This window comes from Glycomyces luteolus (assembly GCF_027622875.1).
Classification (GTDB): Bacteria; Actinomycetota; Actinomycetes; order Mycobacteriales; family Micromonosporaceae; genus Glycomyces; species Glycomyces luteolus.
In genome coordinates this window covers 1-16359 of record NZ_JAPZVP010000036.1, presented here as the reverse complement: position 1 = coordinate 16359, position 16359 = coordinate 1, and the positions used below count along the sequence as shown (strand labels likewise).

19 protein-coding genes are annotated in these 16359 nt (G+C 62.6%); 8 read left to right on the top strand and 11 right to left on the bottom strand.

What is annotated here, in order from left to right:
• Positions 1-270 precede the first annotated feature (270 nt).
• On the top strand, positions 271-549 hold the full coding sequence (locus O1R50_RS25905; RefSeq protein WP_270113157.1) for a sigma factor-like helix-turn-helix DNA-binding protein: 279 nt from the start codon (positions 271-273) through the stop codon (positions 547-549).
• 335 nt (positions 550-884) lie between these two features.
• Here O1R50_RS25905 and O1R50_RS25900 read toward each other — a convergent pair whose 3' ends face one another.
• Complete coding sequence (locus O1R50_RS25900) at positions 885-1565, bottom strand: hypothetical protein (protein ID WP_270113156.1); 681 nt, start codon at positions 1563-1565, stop codon at positions 885-887.
• A gap of 355 nt (positions 1566-1920) precedes the next feature.
• On the opposite strand from O1R50_RS25900, the gene O1R50_RS25895 reads away from it, so the two are divergent.
• Together O1R50_RS25895 and O1R50_RS25890 are read left to right on the top strand one after the other, a co-directional pair.
• Positions 1921-2157, top strand: a complete 237-nt coding sequence (locus tag O1R50_RS25895) for a hypothetical protein (RefSeq protein ID WP_270113155.1) — start codon at positions 1921-1923, stop codon at positions 2155-2157.
• Positions 2158-2259: 102 nt separating this feature from the next.
• A complete protein-coding gene (locus O1R50_RS25890; protein WP_270113154.1) occupies positions 2260-2535 on the top strand; it encodes a hypothetical protein in 276 nt (91 codons plus the stop codon).
• A gap of 20 nt (positions 2536-2555) precedes the next feature.
• On the opposite strand, the gene O1R50_RS25885 is transcribed toward O1R50_RS25890, so the two are convergent.
• The 4 genes from O1R50_RS25885 to O1R50_RS25870 form a co-directional block, all read right to left on the bottom strand.
• Positions 2556-4214: a sugar ABC transporter substrate-binding protein gene (locus O1R50_RS25885; RefSeq protein WP_270113153.1), complete on the bottom strand. Its 1659-nt coding sequence runs from the start codon at positions 4212-4214 to the stop codon at positions 2556-2558.
• 84 nt (positions 4215-4298) lie between these two features.
• Positions 4299-6098: an ATP-dependent helicase gene (locus O1R50_RS25880; RefSeq protein ID WP_270113152.1), complete on the bottom strand. Its 1800-nt coding sequence runs from the start codon at positions 6096-6098 to the stop codon at positions 4299-4301.
• Complete coding sequence (locus O1R50_RS25875; protein WP_270113151.1) at positions 6095-8053, bottom strand: ATP-dependent nuclease; 1959 nt, start codon at positions 8051-8053, stop codon at positions 6095-6097. Before O1R50_RS25875 ends, O1R50_RS25880 begins: the two co-directional genes overlap by 4 nt.
• 283 nt (positions 8054-8336) lie before the next feature.
• Positions 8337-8864 carry a hypothetical protein gene (locus O1R50_RS25870; protein ID WP_270113150.1) on the bottom strand — a complete coding sequence of 176 codons (528 nt, stop codon included), beginning with the start codon at positions 8862-8864 and terminating at the stop codon, positions 8337-8339.
• A gap of 122 nt (positions 8865-8986) precedes the next feature.
• Between O1R50_RS25870 and O1R50_RS25865 the strand changes: the two genes are divergently transcribed.
• The 4 genes from O1R50_RS25865 (at position 8987) to O1R50_RS25850 (ending at position 12385) form a co-directional block, all read left to right on the top strand.
• A complete protein-coding gene (locus O1R50_RS25865) occupies positions 8987-9694 on the top strand; it encodes a hypothetical protein (RefSeq protein ID WP_270113149.1) in 708 nt (235 codons plus the stop codon).
• Complete coding sequence (locus O1R50_RS25860) at positions 9687-9827, top strand: hypothetical protein (protein ID WP_270113148.1); 141 nt, start codon at positions 9687-9689, stop codon at positions 9825-9827. Before O1R50_RS25865 ends, O1R50_RS25860 begins: the two co-directional genes overlap by 8 nt.
• 127 nt (positions 9828-9954) lie before the next feature.
• On the top strand, positions 9955-11292 hold the full coding sequence (locus O1R50_RS25855; RefSeq protein WP_270113147.1) for a hypothetical protein: 1338 nt from the start codon (positions 9955-9957) through the stop codon (positions 11290-11292).
• 712 nt (positions 11293-12004) lie between these two features.
• Entirely contained in the window at positions 12005-12385 is a 381-nt protein-coding gene (locus O1R50_RS25850) for a sigma factor-like helix-turn-helix DNA-binding protein (protein ID WP_270113146.1), read from the top strand.
• A gap of 242 nt (positions 12386-12627) precedes the next feature.
• Here O1R50_RS25850 and O1R50_RS25845 read toward each other — a convergent pair whose 3' ends face one another.
• From O1R50_RS25845 to O1R50_RS25825, 5 genes are all read right to left on the bottom strand, one after another.
• On the bottom strand, positions 12628-13146 hold the full coding sequence (locus O1R50_RS25845) for a hypothetical protein (RefSeq protein ID WP_270113145.1): 519 nt from the start codon (positions 13144-13146) through the stop codon (positions 12628-12630).
• Between the two features lie 15 nt (positions 13147-13161).
• Entirely contained in the window at positions 13162-14031 is an 870-nt protein-coding gene (locus O1R50_RS25840; protein ID WP_270113144.1) for a DNA/RNA non-specific endonuclease, read from the bottom strand.
• Between the two features lie 67 nt (positions 14032-14098).
• Positions 14099-14659 (bottom strand): hypothetical protein, encoded by a 561-nt coding sequence (locus tag O1R50_RS25835; protein ID WP_270113143.1) that lies wholly within the window; start codon positions 14657-14659, stop codon positions 14099-14101.
• Positions 14660-14868: 209 nt separating this feature from the next.
• Positions 14869-15267: a type VII secretion target gene (locus O1R50_RS25830; protein WP_270113142.1), complete on the bottom strand. Its 399-nt coding sequence runs from the start codon at positions 15265-15267 to the stop codon at positions 14869-14871.
• Positions 15264-15641 (bottom strand): YbaB/EbfC family nucleoid-associated protein, encoded by a 378-nt coding sequence (locus O1R50_RS25825; RefSeq protein ID WP_270113141.1) that lies wholly within the window; start codon positions 15639-15641, stop codon positions 15264-15266. Before O1R50_RS25825 ends, O1R50_RS25830 begins: the two co-directional genes overlap by 4 nt.
• Before the next feature lie 268 nt (positions 15642-15909).
• Here O1R50_RS25825 and O1R50_RS25820 point away from each other — a divergent pair, with 268 nt between their 5' ends.
• Positions 15910-16134 carry a hypothetical protein gene (locus O1R50_RS25820; protein ID WP_270113140.1) on the top strand — a complete coding sequence of 75 codons (225 nt, stop codon included), beginning with the start codon at positions 15910-15912 and terminating at the stop codon, positions 16132-16134.
• Between the two features lie 31 nt (positions 16135-16165).
• Here O1R50_RS25820 and O1R50_RS25815 read toward each other — a convergent pair.
• Positions 16166-16359 (bottom strand): integrase core domain-containing protein (locus O1R50_RS25815; protein ID WP_270113139.1); only part of this gene is annotated, 194 nt, incomplete at its 5' end.

Genomic DNA, 16359 nt, shown 5'->3' with positions numbered 1-16359 from the left:
GTCACCGAAGCAATGCTCGGCATCGCACGCCTCCACAACCTCGCCCGCGCCGCCTGAACGGCTCCAGACAGCCACGGCCAACACGACGATCAGCAACTCCCAGAACCAATAACGGGACAGCCTTTAGACGGCCTATTGGAACGCCTATCCGGCCCGTTGCCCGCCCGCGGCCCCGAAACGGGCCCGTTGGCCCCCGACTCCCCCGGCGAACAGCCTTTGATCGCCTACCCACCAGCGCCACCACGAGCGCTGGGCGAGCGCCTTTCTCCTGTGCAACGAAACGCCCTGATCACCGCATTCAACGCAGGCGTCACCCAAGAAACACTCGCCGCCGAATACGGCATCAGCATCCGCTCCATCAAACGCCTCGTCCACGGCACCTCGAACCGCCCCCAAGCCACCGCCAACCGCCTCACTCCCAGCCAACGCGAGAACCTCGCACACGCCTTTCACACCGGCGGCCACACCCAGCACGACCTCGCCCGCAGGTACGGCGTCAGCCTCAGCACCGTCAAACGCATCCTCCGCAGTCAATCCACAGACGAATGAAAGCCAGAGAAACCGGCGGACACTGAGTTTCAGCCCCTTGAGGACAAGCCCCCGGACGTACAGCTACGGTCCGACGAGCGACGCGAAGTAGCGCCCTGACGTTATGGACGGCTTGGGTCGAATGTCTCGGCGAGGTCGAGCATGGAGACCGCCTCATGCGCGGCCGGCAGCTCGGTAAACCCCGGCGCGCCGCTGTCGCGCGGCACCGATGCAGGGCTCGTGCCGTGCGGATGATGCCAGAGGACGACTGCCGCAGCCTGCGCCGCTCACTTTCGACGGGTCCCATTGACTACCCGAGCGGAGAAGCTCCGCTCTTTCGATATTCATGATCCCGACTACGGCAGCAGAGGCAGCGCTGGGCGCTTCTCAGCCGACAGCCCGGATCGTTGAGGTTCAGGCCAAGTAGGCACGTCACTCGGCTGGCCTCCATAGGCAAGGATCGTCTGTGCCGCAAGGTCTGTGCACGCCTGGACGAATCCTTCCGCACCCATGATGCGCATGGAGTTCCTGCCGTCAGCGAGCGACCATAGGGCGCCGGATCGATTGGATACGCTGAAAGGGTCGCCGCCATGATTGAGAATGTCACGCAGGTCCTTCATGTCCGCGAGATAAAGACGCAGACCTTCGGTGCCTGTGAACGTCGTCCACCGGGAGCGATTTCCCGCCTGCCTGCCTATCGTCCTCGTCCGAACGCCCCATGCATTTGTGAAGAGCTTGAGGCCTCGTTTCTCACCGGCAGAGCGTAGCTTGTCGGAGCTAAGAGGAAGAGTGCGATTGCCATTCACGCTGTCCCTGAGCAGATCATTGAAGAACGCTTCGATCGACGCGTAGGTCATAGTGAAGACGGCCCAGCGCAGGGCGTACTGCTTTCGCGACCTGCCGAGAGGCCTTCCGTCGATTCCAGTATGACCTTCGATGTCCCGGTGCAAGGTGATCAGAAGCGTTGGATTCAGCAGGCTCGCCGACAACTCGCTGGCAGCGTGAATTGCGTCTGGCAGCTGGGGATGTATGCGCATATCGTGGCTCCAGGGTAGTGGCGTTCCAGTGAGGCAGACAAATCTACAGCTGGGGGCACTGGGGAACGGATACCGCCCCATTCGCGCTCGCGGTGAGCGGGGCTCCGAAGCGCGCTTCGGTTGTGGGGCAGCTTCGCAGTCAGTGCACCGACGAGTCACCTGTGCGTTGCTTTCAAGATGGCGGCTGCTGAAGGGCCCTGCGCCTCCGAGGGCTTTACACTCAACCAACACTCCTGAGCGGAGCAGTTTCCCGCCGCGGTCGACCTTACCGGCAAGACCACTCGCCTCGTCACGCCGCTCCGGCCGACATGCTGTCTCGAAGCTCGATCTCTTCCAGAAAGACTTGGTCGCGACTATGTCATGGAAAGATGCAATTGATGCATTTGTGCCGATGATCGGGGTGATCATCGGCGGAATGATCACCTTTAAAGTCCAGCAACTCACGCTTAGACGTCAAGAGTCGATCAAGAAGGATGAGGAACTTAGGCAACGAGGTCTATCACTTGCCGGTCAGCTGCTCAGTAGTCTTATCATCTTGAGCGACAACCTTTATAAAACAGTTGCAGGAAGACGCGATGCAGCGGCATCCTAGGTATGCGAGACGGCACTTAGGGAGATTCATACGCTCGCAATGCAGGTACCTGATCCTCGACTGAGAGCCCGCGTATCGATTACACACGACACTCTCGCGAATGTGGATGATATTCTCATGTTTGGGAATGTTCCTTTCAAGCCGGGCCCGCTCGTCTACCTAACTTGCAAGGACGGTATCGATGCCGTGAGCACGATGCTTCGTGGAGAGTCACTCCCTGACGAACTGGAAGATCGATGGCTCACACTGCGGCGTGGATATGAAGTAATGGTCGCGGAAAAAGATGAAATATATGAAGCACAACGACAATACCTTAAAGAGGAGGCCGCCCGCGAGCAGCGAGACTCACCGCGTAAGCCAGAGGCCACTCAAGAATGAAGCCGCACCTGACGAGTTCACTACGACTCCATCGCATGTCGGATCGCCGCCGCGAGTTCCTGCACGACCTGGTCGACGGGATCGCCCGCGATTATGGCGGCTTCAGCCTTGCCCACGACCCGCCATACTGTCCGCATCTGTGGGAACGCCGGCATCATGTTGCCAACCTGGCACTCCGCCTGCAGCATGGCTACGACCGAGTCGTGCGGCGCGAGGTCGGCAAGCGCGACCGGTGCGTCCAGTCCGGCCATCAGCGCCTCCATGACCTCGACCCGGGAGAGGTAGTCCGGAACGAAATCGTGTCCGATGAGCTTCGTGCGTCCGCGCCGCGAGACGAACATGCCGTTGAGACTCACGAAAGGGAGCGGACGATGCCCGTCTGCGAACGGGGGAACCGGAGAGGCCACAAACTCGATTCCGGCAGCCCGGGCCTTCGCAGGCACCCATGTCGACGAAAGGAGGAAGGGCGACCTCCCGGAAAGGAACAGTTCGAATGCGGCCTCCTCATCGATCGACCTGCGCAGCAGCCCGGCTCCCCGCTCGCCAAGAGAGGCTATCCGTTCATAGGCGGCGATAGATTCCGGGGAATCGACACCCACCTTCCCGGGGTCCCAGGTGCCGTCCTCACGCCGACCGAACAGCCAGCCTCCCGCACTGGTGAACAACGGGGAGAGATGAAATGGGTCGCCTTCGTACCCGACTTGCAGCGCGACCACCTCCCCTGTCCTGCTCGCCGCTTGCAACTCCCTGCCGATCGCTACCAGATCCTCGATGGTGTCGGGTGGCCTCGCGACAAGCTCGGTGTTCGTATAGAGCACGGTCGTGTCCAGAGCGGCCGGAATGCCAAAGAGCCTTCCATCGCGGGTGAGCAAATCGAGCAGATCCGGGCTGAACATCGACCGCTCGAAATCAGTGAGGGTGAGGCTCTCCACCTTGCCGCTCTCTACCAGTTCACCGCACCAGTCATGCGGAGCAGAGAACACGCCTCCATCGATGCCCGCCGACGACTCGAGCAGCAGCGTGCGGTGAACGTCGAGGGTGTTGGACCTGAATTCGACCTCCACGCCGTAAGCCGAACGGAAGTCCTCCGAGAACGGCGACATGACGCGGTCGAACCGGTCATGTACCCAGATGTCAAGTCTCGGTTCCAGGTCAAACAGCTGCCCGTACTTGTCACGCCGCCACCGCACACCCGACGCATCCGTGAACGAGAGCTGAACTCGTAGATCTGCCTCGTCCCGCGGCGACCGGCCTGCGTCCCCGCTTTGCATCGCGGAGGGGACCGTGATAATCCGTGGTTCCTGACTCGGCGGCAGCACTGGCAGGAACATCTTCGCCGGCGCTACGGTTTCGCCCCTGGACAGGACGGTGCAATACACCTGGTAGACCGGAGCTTCGGAAGAGTTAAGGACGATCGCGCCCCAATCCGAAGACCCGGCTCCCTCCGGGAGCTCGGCATGTCGACCCCACCAGGCCGATATTCGCGCCGCCTGGTCTCGCCGTTGCAGCCGGTCTCTCGCCTTCCTGTCGGATTCCGCGACCCGGTCTCTTTCGGACTCGATGAGGAAGGTCCTGCGCGCGATCAAAGCCGCGACGGCCGCAAAGGACAAGGCAAGCAACGAAACGCCAGACGAAAGCCAAGTTGGCAGGTCACCCCAGTCCACGGCCACCACATACATGAATCATCCTCGCGCCAGTATCCACAAAGGCTATACCGTGGCTACCGACACGGTCAAGGACGGCTCCGCAGGGACGACCTGCGGTTAGGGCTTGATCGAGTTCCTGAGGGGACCGGCTTCGAGCTGCACGACGGGTACATGCGAGCGCTTGAGAATCTGGCCTACCTGGCCGCTCTGCTGCTCGTGGACAAAGAGCATTAGGAGGTCCTGTGCTCTCGACCCACCGACGTAGAGCACTCGTCGAGCTTCAGAGTCAAGGCCTTGCTCCCAGTCGTCAAGCACCGTCCGGCTGGATCTTTCGTTCGATTTGCGCGGCTTGGGGATCACGAGTCCTACGGCTCTGAACTCTCGGCCCTTGACGCCATGCACCGTCGAGCCTTGGACGAGCGCCTTGCTCTGCGCTGAAATACGCTCCCAGATCTTTTCGTCGGGAGCCTGAAACTGCTTTCCTAGTCTGTCAAGGCGTGGGGTGGTAATATTCAGGTCCGTCCATGGCACCGCCCGGAAGTAGGCTCTAACTTCTTGGGCGAACTGACTGCGAGACTTCTCTCGCACGGAGAGGGTGACGGCCGTGCGGACGGCGAGCTCTCGTAGCCGACGCCCATCGATCCCGAGCTCATCACAGATGCCCTCGGTACTCATGTGTTGCAAGTCCCGACCGTCAGCAATCACCGTGAGCAGATTTCGCTCGACCCGCCTAATCGCATCGCGGCGAGTTGAAGCATCGGTTGCGGCGGATCGTAGTTTGATCCCCGCGTCGGCAACGCTGGCCACACCCTTCCAACTGAAGTCTTTGGATGAGGCAATGCCGGCTGCACGCATTGCATCTGTCCTCTTGTGTGCCAGAAGGACCAGATCACCAGGCTCTGCATCATGCTGCTCGGCGAGTGAAAGCGCCGCAGGCAGGATCTCGTCCGGGTTCGCGTACCTGATGAGGTGGACCGGAAACCCTGTACCTGCTGAAGGTCCTGCCGCGCGCTCCGTCATGACCTGCGATCGCAGAGAGTCGTTGAAGGCACAGATCGCTGGGCTGCTCCTCCAGTTGTCAACCAGCTCAGTGCGCAGTGGAAGCGTAGCCCCAAACGCTTTCACTTCCGCCGGTGTCGCGTCCCGGAATTCGTAGATGGCCTGATCAAGGTCACCGACCGCAACGATTCGGATTCCGAGATCCCGTAGGAACTCCAGGATCACAAGCTCCTCACGGCCGCAGTCTTGGACCTCGTCGACAATGACCTCGGTGAACCGACTTCGGATCAGCCCGGAAATAATTGGGCGATAATTGTCGTTCGACAACCATATTTCCGCGAGGAATCTCGCAATGTCGCAGCTGACAGTTCCCGCCCGAAGCAGCTTCCCTAGAATCCAATTGGCACGGCCTTCCGCGACGGATCGAAGTTCTTCCAGCTGTTTCTTCGCCGCAGCGTCGCCGAAACTACGGTCAACCTTGGCCATGTTCAGCGTCGCTCGCAACCGGTCGTCGAAGTCGAACCACTTCAGGTTGACATCCGCTGACCTGCTGATATCCATGCGGAACTTCGCGCTCGGGATCTCGCTCCATGACTGCACATACCGAGGGTGCACTTTGTAGAACTTCACGAACAGTGGCGTGACGAGGAAGCGGTGTATGAACGAGTCGAAAGTTCCGACGAAGTTGGGGGCTTTGAACACGTCGGTTCGGTCCCCGCACCGCGAGCGAACCTCATCGACGGCGGCGTTGGTGAAGGATACGAGGGCGACCCCGCGCCGGTGTTCCTCTGAAGTTCGCTTGAGGAAGCGCGCCACCATGGCGCGGGTCTTGCCTGCCCCGGGGCAGGCTGCGACGAACAGGTTCTCATCAGCTTCGACGAGGACCCTCTGGGCTTCGGTCAGATCGCTATCAGTCACGCGCGGTTCCGATGGTCGACTGAGGCCTTGATGGCATCGGTGAGGTAGTCGGGTGACGTGAACGGCTCACCGTCAGCGATCGCGACCGCGATGTCCTGCGCGAACTCGCCTTTACTGATGAGCTTCTCGTCATTCTGGAGCTCCCGGTAGAAGCCGAACACTGGTCCCCGCTCATGCGCGACGAACCGGTCCCATTTCTTCCCGCTCTTAGGGTGCTGTTTGAGATACGCGCGTTTGAGGGTCGCGCGGTTCTCCGCGGGGCCAAGGAGATCGGCCTCGAGCGTGTGGGTGGCTTCGGCAACGATGAGTCGCTCAGCCGCTCCGATTCCGTCGGCATGCTCAATGAGATCGATCTTTCGGTTGTAAACCTGCCTGTCGTCCGCTTCGTTCGGGTCGTCTGCCGCGGTAGCTTCACCAGCCGCTTCGGGGCCTGCCGGTCCGGCCTCATCCAGGGTCTCAGCTCCTCCATCGGCTTTGCCAGCCTTTTTGCGGCGCTCCTCCTTCGGCAACAGGGGGTCAGCGTCTGTGATTACGACGAGCTGGTCGAGCAGTCGGCAGCCGTCCACCTCCGAGAGCAACAACGTGATGTACGGCTTGAAGTCGACGCTGCCGACGTTGACGATGGTGACGCCTCGGAATGCACGCCGCTGCTCCTCCGAATCCTTGAAGACGCTGTGCCGTGCGATCACAGGCATTAGCACCGCTTCGGCGATCCCTTCCACGAGAATCACCTTGCGCGCGAAGAGTAGTCCTACCCTCGTGGCATCAAGATACTGATCGATCTTGCGCCGTTCGTGTTGAGTGAGCTCGAGGCTAGCGAGGGCGATCGACTTGGTCTTCTGGAGAGACACCTCCACCGAGTTTCCGTCCTCGGAGGCGATGGTCTCGTCTTCGACGACGGTGCGCAAGGCCACCACGTTCCGGATACCGACGCTGCTCGCCAGGTTCGGTGAGTGAGTAGTGGCGATCACCTGAATCCGACCGGCCGGCCCGTGCGAGTCATCCACCGGAGACAACTCGACCTGTTCCTGGAGGTATTCGAGGAGCACAGCTTGGAGCTGCGGGTGAAGGTGTGCCTCCGGCTCCTCGACCAAGAACAGCGTGAGTTCGGCGTCCCGGGCCTTCTGCAGTTCCAGGATCACGGTCGCGATGTACAGCAAGTTGGCGTACCCAAGCCCGGATTCGATCAGGTCGGCTGGTTTGACGCCGTGTTCGGCCATCTTGACGCGCATGCTGCGTGTCAGTCGATTCAGCTCCTGCTCCGTAAAGGTGACTTCGACATCCTGCTCCCGCACGGCGCGTGTGAGCTTGACCAGGTGGCCCTGAATGGCGTCGGTGGTCACTGCAAGGACGCTGTGGCGCTTGATTCCCTCGAACGCCTTGTTGGCGTCCTCCAGGAACTCCTTCTGCTCGTCTTTGGTCGTGAGGTGCTGAATGATCCGGGCCAGCCGGCTGCCCTCGGCTGAGTCCAGCTCCTTCTGGGCATCACGCAGAGGTGCGAGGTAGACGTGAGTGATCTGCTCGCGCTTCTCCGGCTCCGCTTCCACGCCCTCGGCGGGACCTGCGGTGAATCGGGATCGGACCCGGTACCTGCTGGTCGCATCCGATCGGAATCGCCCGGTGTAGATCGCACGATCGGCATCGACGTCGAGTGCCGTGACATAATGCGCCCGTTGAAAATCGGTCAGGCCTGCGAACTCGGTCCTGACCTCGGCCTCCTGTCCCTCGCGACCGTGGGACAAATCCGACTCGGCAAACCATCGCGTCGCTCGACGGCTAAGCGGCGCAGTTACGAGCCGCACTGCTTGGATTACGTTGGATTTGCCCGAGTTATTCTCCCCGACAATGAGAGTGATGCCGGGCTGAAACTCCACGCTTACGTCATAGGTGGAGCGGAAGTTCTTCAGTGCGAGTCGCTGCAAGAACATCCCGCGGCTTGACCTCTCGGGTTCCATCAATACCCCTCGTCTTACTCCAAAAGCGGCACTTGACGAGACCGCGGTTCGACCGACCCGTGATCACGCTCCGCTCCCACGGAGTAGAGAGATTGTATCGCCTTCATTGGACGGTCAAGCCCCCCGATCGAGGGAACCATACAAGGAGGAACAGCCATAAACGCAGGTATATGGGTTGGGGTACTGACCGCCGCCTGTGTCGGCTCGCTTACGAGTGCTGTGTCGGGTGGAAGCAGGGTCGGACCGCAACAAGCATGGCTTCAAACTTGATCTAGCTTGATTTTTAAGCTTGTGCGCTGGTGAGGCGTTGCTTGCGTTGCGTGAGGGTCTTGTCGCGCTTGGCTTTCTTGCCGGGGTCGCGGATCGGTGCTTTGATCCGGTTCCGCTGCCCGGCAGGGCGTCCGGGTCCGGGCTTGGAGGGTTTCGGGACGCTGGTGAGGCGGGGCAGGTTGGCGTGGAGGTCCGGGAACGCGAGGCGGACGCGGGCCTGTGTGAGCCGGCCTGGTGTCGCGGTTGCTTCCCAGGGCAGGCGCAGGTCGGCGGCGAGCGATCTCGCGGCGGCCAGTTGGGTGAAGGCGGCGATGATCAGCCAGGTCCAGCGGTCGGCGGCTTCGGGGTCACGGACCTGGGGGACGGTCCAGCCCAGGGTCTGTTTGAGGAACCGGAACGTGTGCTCGATGTCGAAGCGGCGCAGCCAGGCCGACCACAGACTGTCGAGGAGTTCGTCGTCGATGCCGCGAGCCGAGGTCCAGAGCCAGACCGGTTCGGGTGTGCCGGTGTGGGGTAGGCGTTCGGACTGGATGCGGATCACGGTGCCCTCGATGATCGGCAGACTCCCAGGTAGGGCACCAGCCCCGTGGGAATGGGATGCTCACGTCGGTTCCCGACAACTGCCGGTACTTGAGGCCTCCTTCAGATGGGTAACGTTGGGAAGTGACCATTTCCAGTGATGACTTCTTCGACCTTGTCGTTGACGAGGACGTCTGGGGCGGCCCCTCAAGGACGGTCGAGACGCTCAACATCGGTTTGCTCTCATCGTTCGGCAGGGCACCTGATCCTGAGCACACCGATCCGGACGTGGCAGTCGCGCTCCTCGACCTTGTCCGTGATGATCTGACCAGATCCGGAACCGGCAAGGACCCGCGCTTGTCCGACACCCAAATGAGGCTGGCCATCCGCACGCTGAACCAAGTTATGGCACGCGCAGGACAGGACTTCTCACTTCCGTTCCGCGACCATGCAAGCTGGAAGGAATGGTGGCTCCGGCAGGGCGCCAAGAACTCCTACCAAGCTCGCCGCAACCTCCTCCACGACCTGTTCAATGCCGCAACGGAAAACATCGAGAACGCCGAGGCCCCAGCCCCAGCCCCAGCCCCAGCCCCAGCCCCAGCCCCAGCCCCGACTGAACCACACCTCACCGCCTCCGCAACGGATCAGCACCGTGATGAGCTGCCGGTAGTCCAAACCACCAATCACTTCTACGGGCCCACGCAACAAGTCCAGACCGCTGATACGGCGAACATGCACGCTTCTGAATCCGAAGGAAGCACGGGCGCCAGGACGACGTTGATCTGGACAATCGTCGGCAGCGTTGCCGGGGTGATCAGCATGGTGCTCGCGTACCTTCAGGTTCGTGGTTGACAGCCCATTGCTGAAATGCCCGGTGGCCGAGGACTGCTCCGCCGACGAGCGCGAAGCGCCCGATGAGATCCTTGCCCTCGCTGAACTCGCCGACCGCAGGCGCCATCTGTATCTCCTGTGCAGCGGCGACTGAGACAATCCCGGGCGTACCACCCTACGAATGAGGTGCACTCGGTTCAGCGCCCGCCCGACATAACACCAGTCTGTGCTGGCTAGCGCCACGACAGCGTCAACGTTTCCACGTTTGGGAGACTGACTGCATGCGCTCACCTGACGCTGACTCGTACTTGGACGGCCCTCTGGGATGGACCCACCAGTCCATGCAGCGGCTACTGCGAGAAGTGCACCTCGCCGACGAAAACGAACCAGTGACAAAGAAGCAGCGAGCGGGGCGGCACCGTGCCGTCGAGTTCCAGCACAACGCAGTCACTGCGATGCGCAGCGCCGGGCGCAGATCCATGACCGGAGCGGTCGCACTTGATGTGCACTTCACCTGCGGCGAACGCAATCCACCGTCGATCCACCACCTGGCGAAACACCTCCTCGATGTCCTCGGACCGGCGATCAACCCCGAAGACCTCGGGCGCCAGAGCGTCGTCTACCGCGACGACCGGCAAGTCAAACTCCTCCACGTCACACTCGACCAGGCATGGAACCCCAACCCCGACGCAGCACCGAAACCCGCGGGCACGCGCGTGATCGCGCGTCCCATCCGTGACGTCGCCGAGGACCTCCGGGTCGCCGACGAGATCCAGTCACGCCTCGACCGGTGGCCCCAGGAGGACGACACCGGCCCCTTCCACATCCCCGCCGAGGATTTCGACGATGACCCCGTGCCCTGGTCTCCACAGGACGGACGGTTGCCGGAGGAGACCGAATCCCTTGCGCAGTTGGCTCGCTTCGACCGGCACTGGAGACTGATGCGAGCCCAGGAAGCCCACCTGGCCGCCACCGACGCCTACCTGCTGTCGTACCTGTGCGCGTGCCCCAACGACATCGCCGGGACTCGCCAATTTCCCGCCGGCGGACTCGAATCTCACGCCCAGCACGCGGCATCGCTCAGCGAAATGTACCGCCCCCTGCTCCTCACCCTGCCCTTCGGTCTCCCGCTTCCCGGCTTCGCTCTGGCATCCGGCGAGTGGAAACGCTACGGGCAGCAGGCGCGGACCGCCCTTGCCTCGTTCCTCGACCGGTGGCCCCTGTTCCGACCGCTGCTGATACCGGTCACGGTCACGTTGCTGGTCACGCCCTCAATCCGCGGCATGGATCTGGACAACATCGCGCTGACCCTGCTCCCGATCATCCACGATGTCCTCAGGCCCCATATCGATCCGTTCACCGTGCACCAGCTCGGACTGACCCCGCCCTCGACAGGGACCGAGCATGAGGAGCACATGCAGGCACTTCGCCGGCTCCGCTCACTCAACGAGTACAGCGTCACCGCATACCAGGTCATCGAGCTGAAGCGCACATCCCGGACACCACCCGAGGGGACCATCACCCTGCTCCTCGGCGACGGCATCCGGCGGCAGAGCGCATGGGAAACCGCTTCCGACTACCTCCGCCACAACCTCCCGGCACTCCTTGAGTCCGAATGAAATCCGTGCGGTACTGGTGCGGTCGAATCGTTCACGACGAAGCACCTGCAATTTGACTGACGGCGTGGCCTGGGTTCGTGCACTGGTCGATACGAGAGCGGTAGCCAGTCGCCAGACCTCAGGGCATGTCTGGTAGAGAGTGACCGCGCCAGGATTGTGCAACGGAACTCCTTGGAGCACAACGGACTTCGAACACCCGCTTGTGTACCAGGAGTCCCGTTCTCGTTCTGTCGCATGGCTCCGCACCGCCCAACCCGCAAGATCACATCGTCACCGATCGAACGGATAGAAGAGGCTCAGTGGAGACCGCGTTCGAGGCGCTTCAAGTTCGGCGCCCGGGGGATCCAAACGGGCGCAATGCCCTCGGTAACAACACTGCCCCACGGTCGCTTGCCAGTTCCGCTCCGGATGTTCGTATCCCTCGCAAATGATTCCCACGAACGCTTCCGAAGACGTCGACCACGACCTCACTCTGGGCGAGCTCTCGTTGAGCACCAAGCGATCTCGCGCCAAGTACAACGAAGGGAACTCCTGCAAGATGATGCCATCTCGCGCGAGTTCCCTTGCTGCACAATGAATATGAATCATATTCATACTCGTATATATAGTTGTCGACCTAACACTCGCTTATTCGAACCCAAACCCCCAGCTAGACGGCCTATTGGAACGCCTATCCGGCCCGTTGCCCACCCGCGGCCCCGAAACCGGCCCGTTGGCCCCCGGCATCCCCGGCGAACTCCCCGAGGTCGCCTACCCGCCAGCACCCTCGCGGACCCTCGGCAAACGACTCTCCCCCACCGACCGCGACACCCTCATCGCCGCCTTCAACGCCGGCGCCAGCCAACAACTCCTCGCCACCCAATACGGCATCAGTATCCGCTCCATCAAACGTCTCGTCCACGGCTCATCGAACCGACCCCAAGCCACCGCCAACCGACTTACCCCTGATCAGCGCCACGCCATTGCCCACACCTACGCGACCACCGGCACAACCCAGGCTGAACTTGCCCGCCACTACGGCGTCGACATCAGCACCATCAAGCGCATCCTCCGCCAGCCGCGAAGCAACGGTCTCGGCAATGTGACCGTTTGATGCCAATCCACCAAAGCAGGCCTTCGGAAGCATGGCAGGGTGCGCGGACTCTTCCGCGTGGGTGCGCGCACCCACCACGCGTCCCCCGCGATTTCCACTTTCGCTGAGAGCGCATCGCCAGACAACAGCGAGGAGCGCTGCGAGTCGATGCTGCCTACCCAGAGCTGAGTCAACCGCGTGGACTCGCAGCAAGCACAGCGAGCTCACCCGGAACGACGGCGGCGAGGGGAGTGAACAGCGTCTCAGTATCGGTCGTACGAGTGCGGACGGTCGAGAACCGGAACGAATCGTGACCGTACCTCGCCGGTGAGCAGCCCGTGGAGGAAGTCGACCGTTCCCATGTCGAAGAATTCCCACCGGAGGTCCTTGCCCTGCTCCATGGCGACCGTCCAAGACGTTGACGGCGCTCCCGGTGCGGCAACCCAGTACAGGAACTCGGCGTCCGGGGTGCCGCCCCAGTTGATGAGGCGTTTGCCTTCGAGCTGAGCAGGCCGGGGGAGGTCCGGGTCGTCGTCCCATTGCTCTTCGACGTCTTCGATCCGGGACAGTCCGCCGCGGAGCATGTCGTAGGAGTAGAAGGAGGACCCGGGTGTGAAGACGATGACGTCGTTGTCGAACGTGCCGCCGCCGTAGGTGTTCACGAGTTCGACGTAGTCCGGGGGCGGCATCGTGCCCAAGGCTTCGGCGAGCGCCGTCCAGTCGTATTCGGTCGGCGTGGGGCTCATGCGGGCGAGTGCCGCAAGCTCAGCGATTTCAGTCATGGGACCCTTCCACAGCTACCACTGCTTGTTGATTTTATCGTGCTTGGGATAGTTGGTGATCGTCGCGTCGTTCGGCCAGTCGTACTGGAGGGAGAACGGCGGGTTCTCGCTCGCGGGCCTGGGCGTGGTGCTTTCGGCGTTCAGGTGGACCATTGACGGTGTCGGGTCAGTGTCGTTGGGGTAGTCGAACTCGACCGAGTAGTCGACGGTCTTTCCTTTGTCCTGGACCGCTTTGCTGATGTCCATTTCGACCCCTTGCATGTAGGGCGTGTTCAACTGGCCCTGCATCGGGACGAAGTTCCAGAAGTCTTCCGGGTTGTTCCGGCCCGGGCGCAGGTCCGTATGGTTCGTGCCGCCGAGTTTCGCCCCGAGGACGTGACCGCGGTGCTGGTCCTGGTTCTTCGCATACCCCGGAGGGATGCCGTCTTGGCCCTTGACGTGGTCGGTGTCGGTGTTCCCCGGCGTGTACTTGCCTTTCTCCAGCCGCACGGTCATGCGTTTGACGCGCCCTTGCGCGTCGTACTCGTAGTGGGGCGTGTTCGAGTACGGGGCCGCCCGGTTCGGATCGTACGGTCCGTGGGTCGCGTCAGACGTGTTCGTTGGCAGTGGGGAGCGGTGCGGGGGCGGCGTTGTCGTGCCGGGCGAGTTCGTGGTGGTAGACGGGTTGGTGCTGCTCTGGCTCGGCCTCGCCGTATTCCCGGTGACGGTCTGGCTGGTGGACTGCCGCTGTGCCCGCGCGGTCGTCCCGGTTGTGATGTTCGAGCGGCGGCCGGCGTTCCCGCTCGTGCTGGTACTCGATCCGGGGTTGCCGCCTGTGGTGCTGCGGCCCGCGTGCAAGCCGGTAAGGACCATGAGCACGGTAAGGACGGTCAGGTCGCGAAGCATGCGCGGGCGCCGCCCTCGGCGGCGGTGTCGTCGTGAAGTCATGGGGTGCTTTCCGAATCGAGGGGAACTACCCAAGGAGGGCGTTGAGGGTTTCAATGGATTGGATGAGGCCCATGACGACGCCGAAGATGATGCCGGTCCATTTGATGACCGCCCCGGCGAGCTGACCGGCGACGATCGGGGTCGCAAGGCCTGCGGTGAGTAGGATTTCAGCGAGCCACGCGACGACATGCCCGACGCATTCGGACACGAAATCGCGGACGAAGTCGCGCACCGTGGTCACGACCGTGCCAGCGCCGCGCGTCGCGGCCGCCATTGCCGCCGCAGTGCCCGACAGTGCATACGCGCAGTCGACGTTGACGCCGAGCATGGCCCGATAGGCATCGCCTGCGGCGCCCTCCCACTCATCCAGGCCGCCGCCTTCGAGCATGGCAAGCATGTCGTCCCCGATCGAAGCGACCTCGGCAGTGATGTTGTCCCACGTGATCGCGTCCACTTCGACCGCTTCGGGATCACCAGCGAACCAGTCGAGCGCTTCCCGCAGAGGCTCACATTGCTCGATCGCCCACGACACACCCATGGAAGCAAGCGACCCAAACGGGTCCAAGACGGTTCCGGCGACGTTCAACGCCGCACCGAGACCAGCGATCGCACCATCGATCCAGTTCCCGGACTCGATCGCCTGCGAGATCCCCTTGAAGTCGTCAGCGTACGAGTTCCCCGTCCACCCGTCGTGGGCGTTCTCAGGGGCGATGTCGCCAGTGGAAGCGATCAAGGACGTGTCATTCATGACAGGAGGGGCTCCGTTCCATTAGGGGTCAAGACACAGCAGTGCACCTACAGTTGCGCAGCAAGCGATTCCAAGTCGGCGCCAGCGTCGTCGTCCGCGGCCGCGTACCCGTCGGCGCACGCTTCGACCGCGTCAGCGAGCATCTCGATGTTCGTCGCGAACTCCTCGGTGACCTGGTCCTGCTCGTCTCTGTGACCGTCGAGGATCGGCGGCAGGAACTGGCACAACTGCCCGAACGCTTCCGTACTCAGACCGGTTGCGGCCGAGGCGGTCCGGATCGCGTCGAAGCGCGTCAGGACCTCCCGCAACGCGGCTGCATGAGTGCGCAACTGGTCGGGATCGACCTTCCAGCCCGTGCCGCCGCCACCGCTGCCTCCTGGACCGTACGTGTGGCTCCCGCTCGCGCCGTGGCTCTTCGAGCCGAAATTTCGCGAAACCGACGTCATGACACGCTCCCGCCTGGGCGGAACGCCCCCTGCATCGCTTGCGCGGTCTGAGAATCGGTGCCGAGCACTTCCGCGACTGCTTCGCGGGCCGCCTCCGCCAACTGCCGCTTCGCTTCGGCGTGCACCTCAAGGAACGTCCGCCGCGTGTATTCAGGGTCCTGACGTTGAATCCGGTAGCCGAACTGGACGTCGACCACCGCACCCGAAGCGTCGACAGTGATCTCCACGGTCGCGTTCTCGTCGCGAACCGTCACTCGCAACTCCTGCAAGCGGGCGGCGACTTCCTGCGTCTGCTCGGCGCGCTTGTCGGCATTCTCCTTCCAACGCATGAGGCGCTGCCGGGCGGCCTCAGTGTCAAGCAAGGGGTTCTCCACGCCGTCTCCATTCCCGTTGACGCCGAGACGATATGCCCGGCCAGCAAGAAGGACTATACGAGAATTTCGCTCACATTTGGGTTCGGGAACGTCACCGCTCAGACCCTGAGACAAACTCGATACAGTGAGTCTGTTTTACCTTGATCGGTGCCCGTGCGGATCCCCGTCGTTCGAGTTCCCCGACCGAGCCAAGGTTCGCGTACGGGACCTGTCGACCGCCCGCTTCGTCGGGCTCCTCGAACACAGCCGGAGCGCCGGGCACCTGTCCATGACCGCGATTCCCTGCACGGGCTACGCCCTGACCGCCGAATCAGATGCCGTCCGCGTCTGGCACCCCGCCCACGGTCGGCTCCTCGGGCAGATTGACAGCCCTCCCGGCGGCGCCCGAGTCATCGCCGCGAGCCCTGACGGCCAGCACTTCCTTACCGCCGGCAACGGCGGCGCGATCCGAATCTGGACGATCGGCTGGGGCATCGCCGATCCCCAGGGTTGAGCCTTCTCAATGAGGGGCCCGAATCAGAGATCTAGGTGTATTGCCCCGTGAGGTTGGGAACGCGGGTGGCGGGTGGGTTGCCTCCGAGTGCGGTGTGTCCGCGGTGATGGTTATACCAGTGCAGCCATGCCGGGAGGGCGGCTCGTCGCTCGTGTTCTGACCGGTAGGGGCGGGCGTAGGCCCATTCGTCGGTCAGGGTGCGGTGGAACCGTTCGACTTTCCCGT

Coding starts and splice junctions, on each gene's coding strand:
- O1R50_RS25900 (WP_270113156.1), bottom strand. CDS start 1,565: ATGCGCATACATCCCCAGCTGCCAGACGCAATTCACGCTGCCAGCGAG.
- O1R50_RS25895 (WP_270113155.1), top strand. CDS start 1,921: ATGTCATGGAAAGATGCAATTGATGCATTTGTGCCGATGATCGGGGTG.
- O1R50_RS25885 (WP_270113153.1), bottom strand. CDS start 4,214: ATGTATGTGGTGGCCGTGGACTGGGGTGACCTGCCAACTTGGCTTTCG.
- O1R50_RS25875 (WP_270113151.1), bottom strand. CDS start 8,053: ATGGAACCCGAGAGGTCAAGCCGCGGGATGTTCTTGCAGCGACTCGCA.
- O1R50_RS25855 (WP_270113147.1), top strand. CDS start 9,955: ATGCGCTCACCTGACGCTGACTCGTACTTGGACGGCCCTCTGGGATGG.
- O1R50_RS25845 (WP_270113145.1), bottom strand. CDS start 13,146: ATGACTGAAATCGCTGAGCTTGCGGCACTCGCCCGCATGAGCCCCACG.
- O1R50_RS25840 (WP_270113144.1), bottom strand. CDS start 14,031: ATGCTTCGCGACCTGACCGTCCTTACCGTGCTCATGGTCCTTACCGGC.
- O1R50_RS25830 (WP_270113142.1), bottom strand. CDS start 15,267: ATGACGTCGGTTTCGCGAAATTTCGGCTCGAAGAGCCACGGCGCGAGC.
- O1R50_RS25820 (WP_270113140.1), top strand. CDS start 15,910: ATGACCGCGATTCCCTGCACGGGCTACGCCCTGACCGCCGAATCAGAT.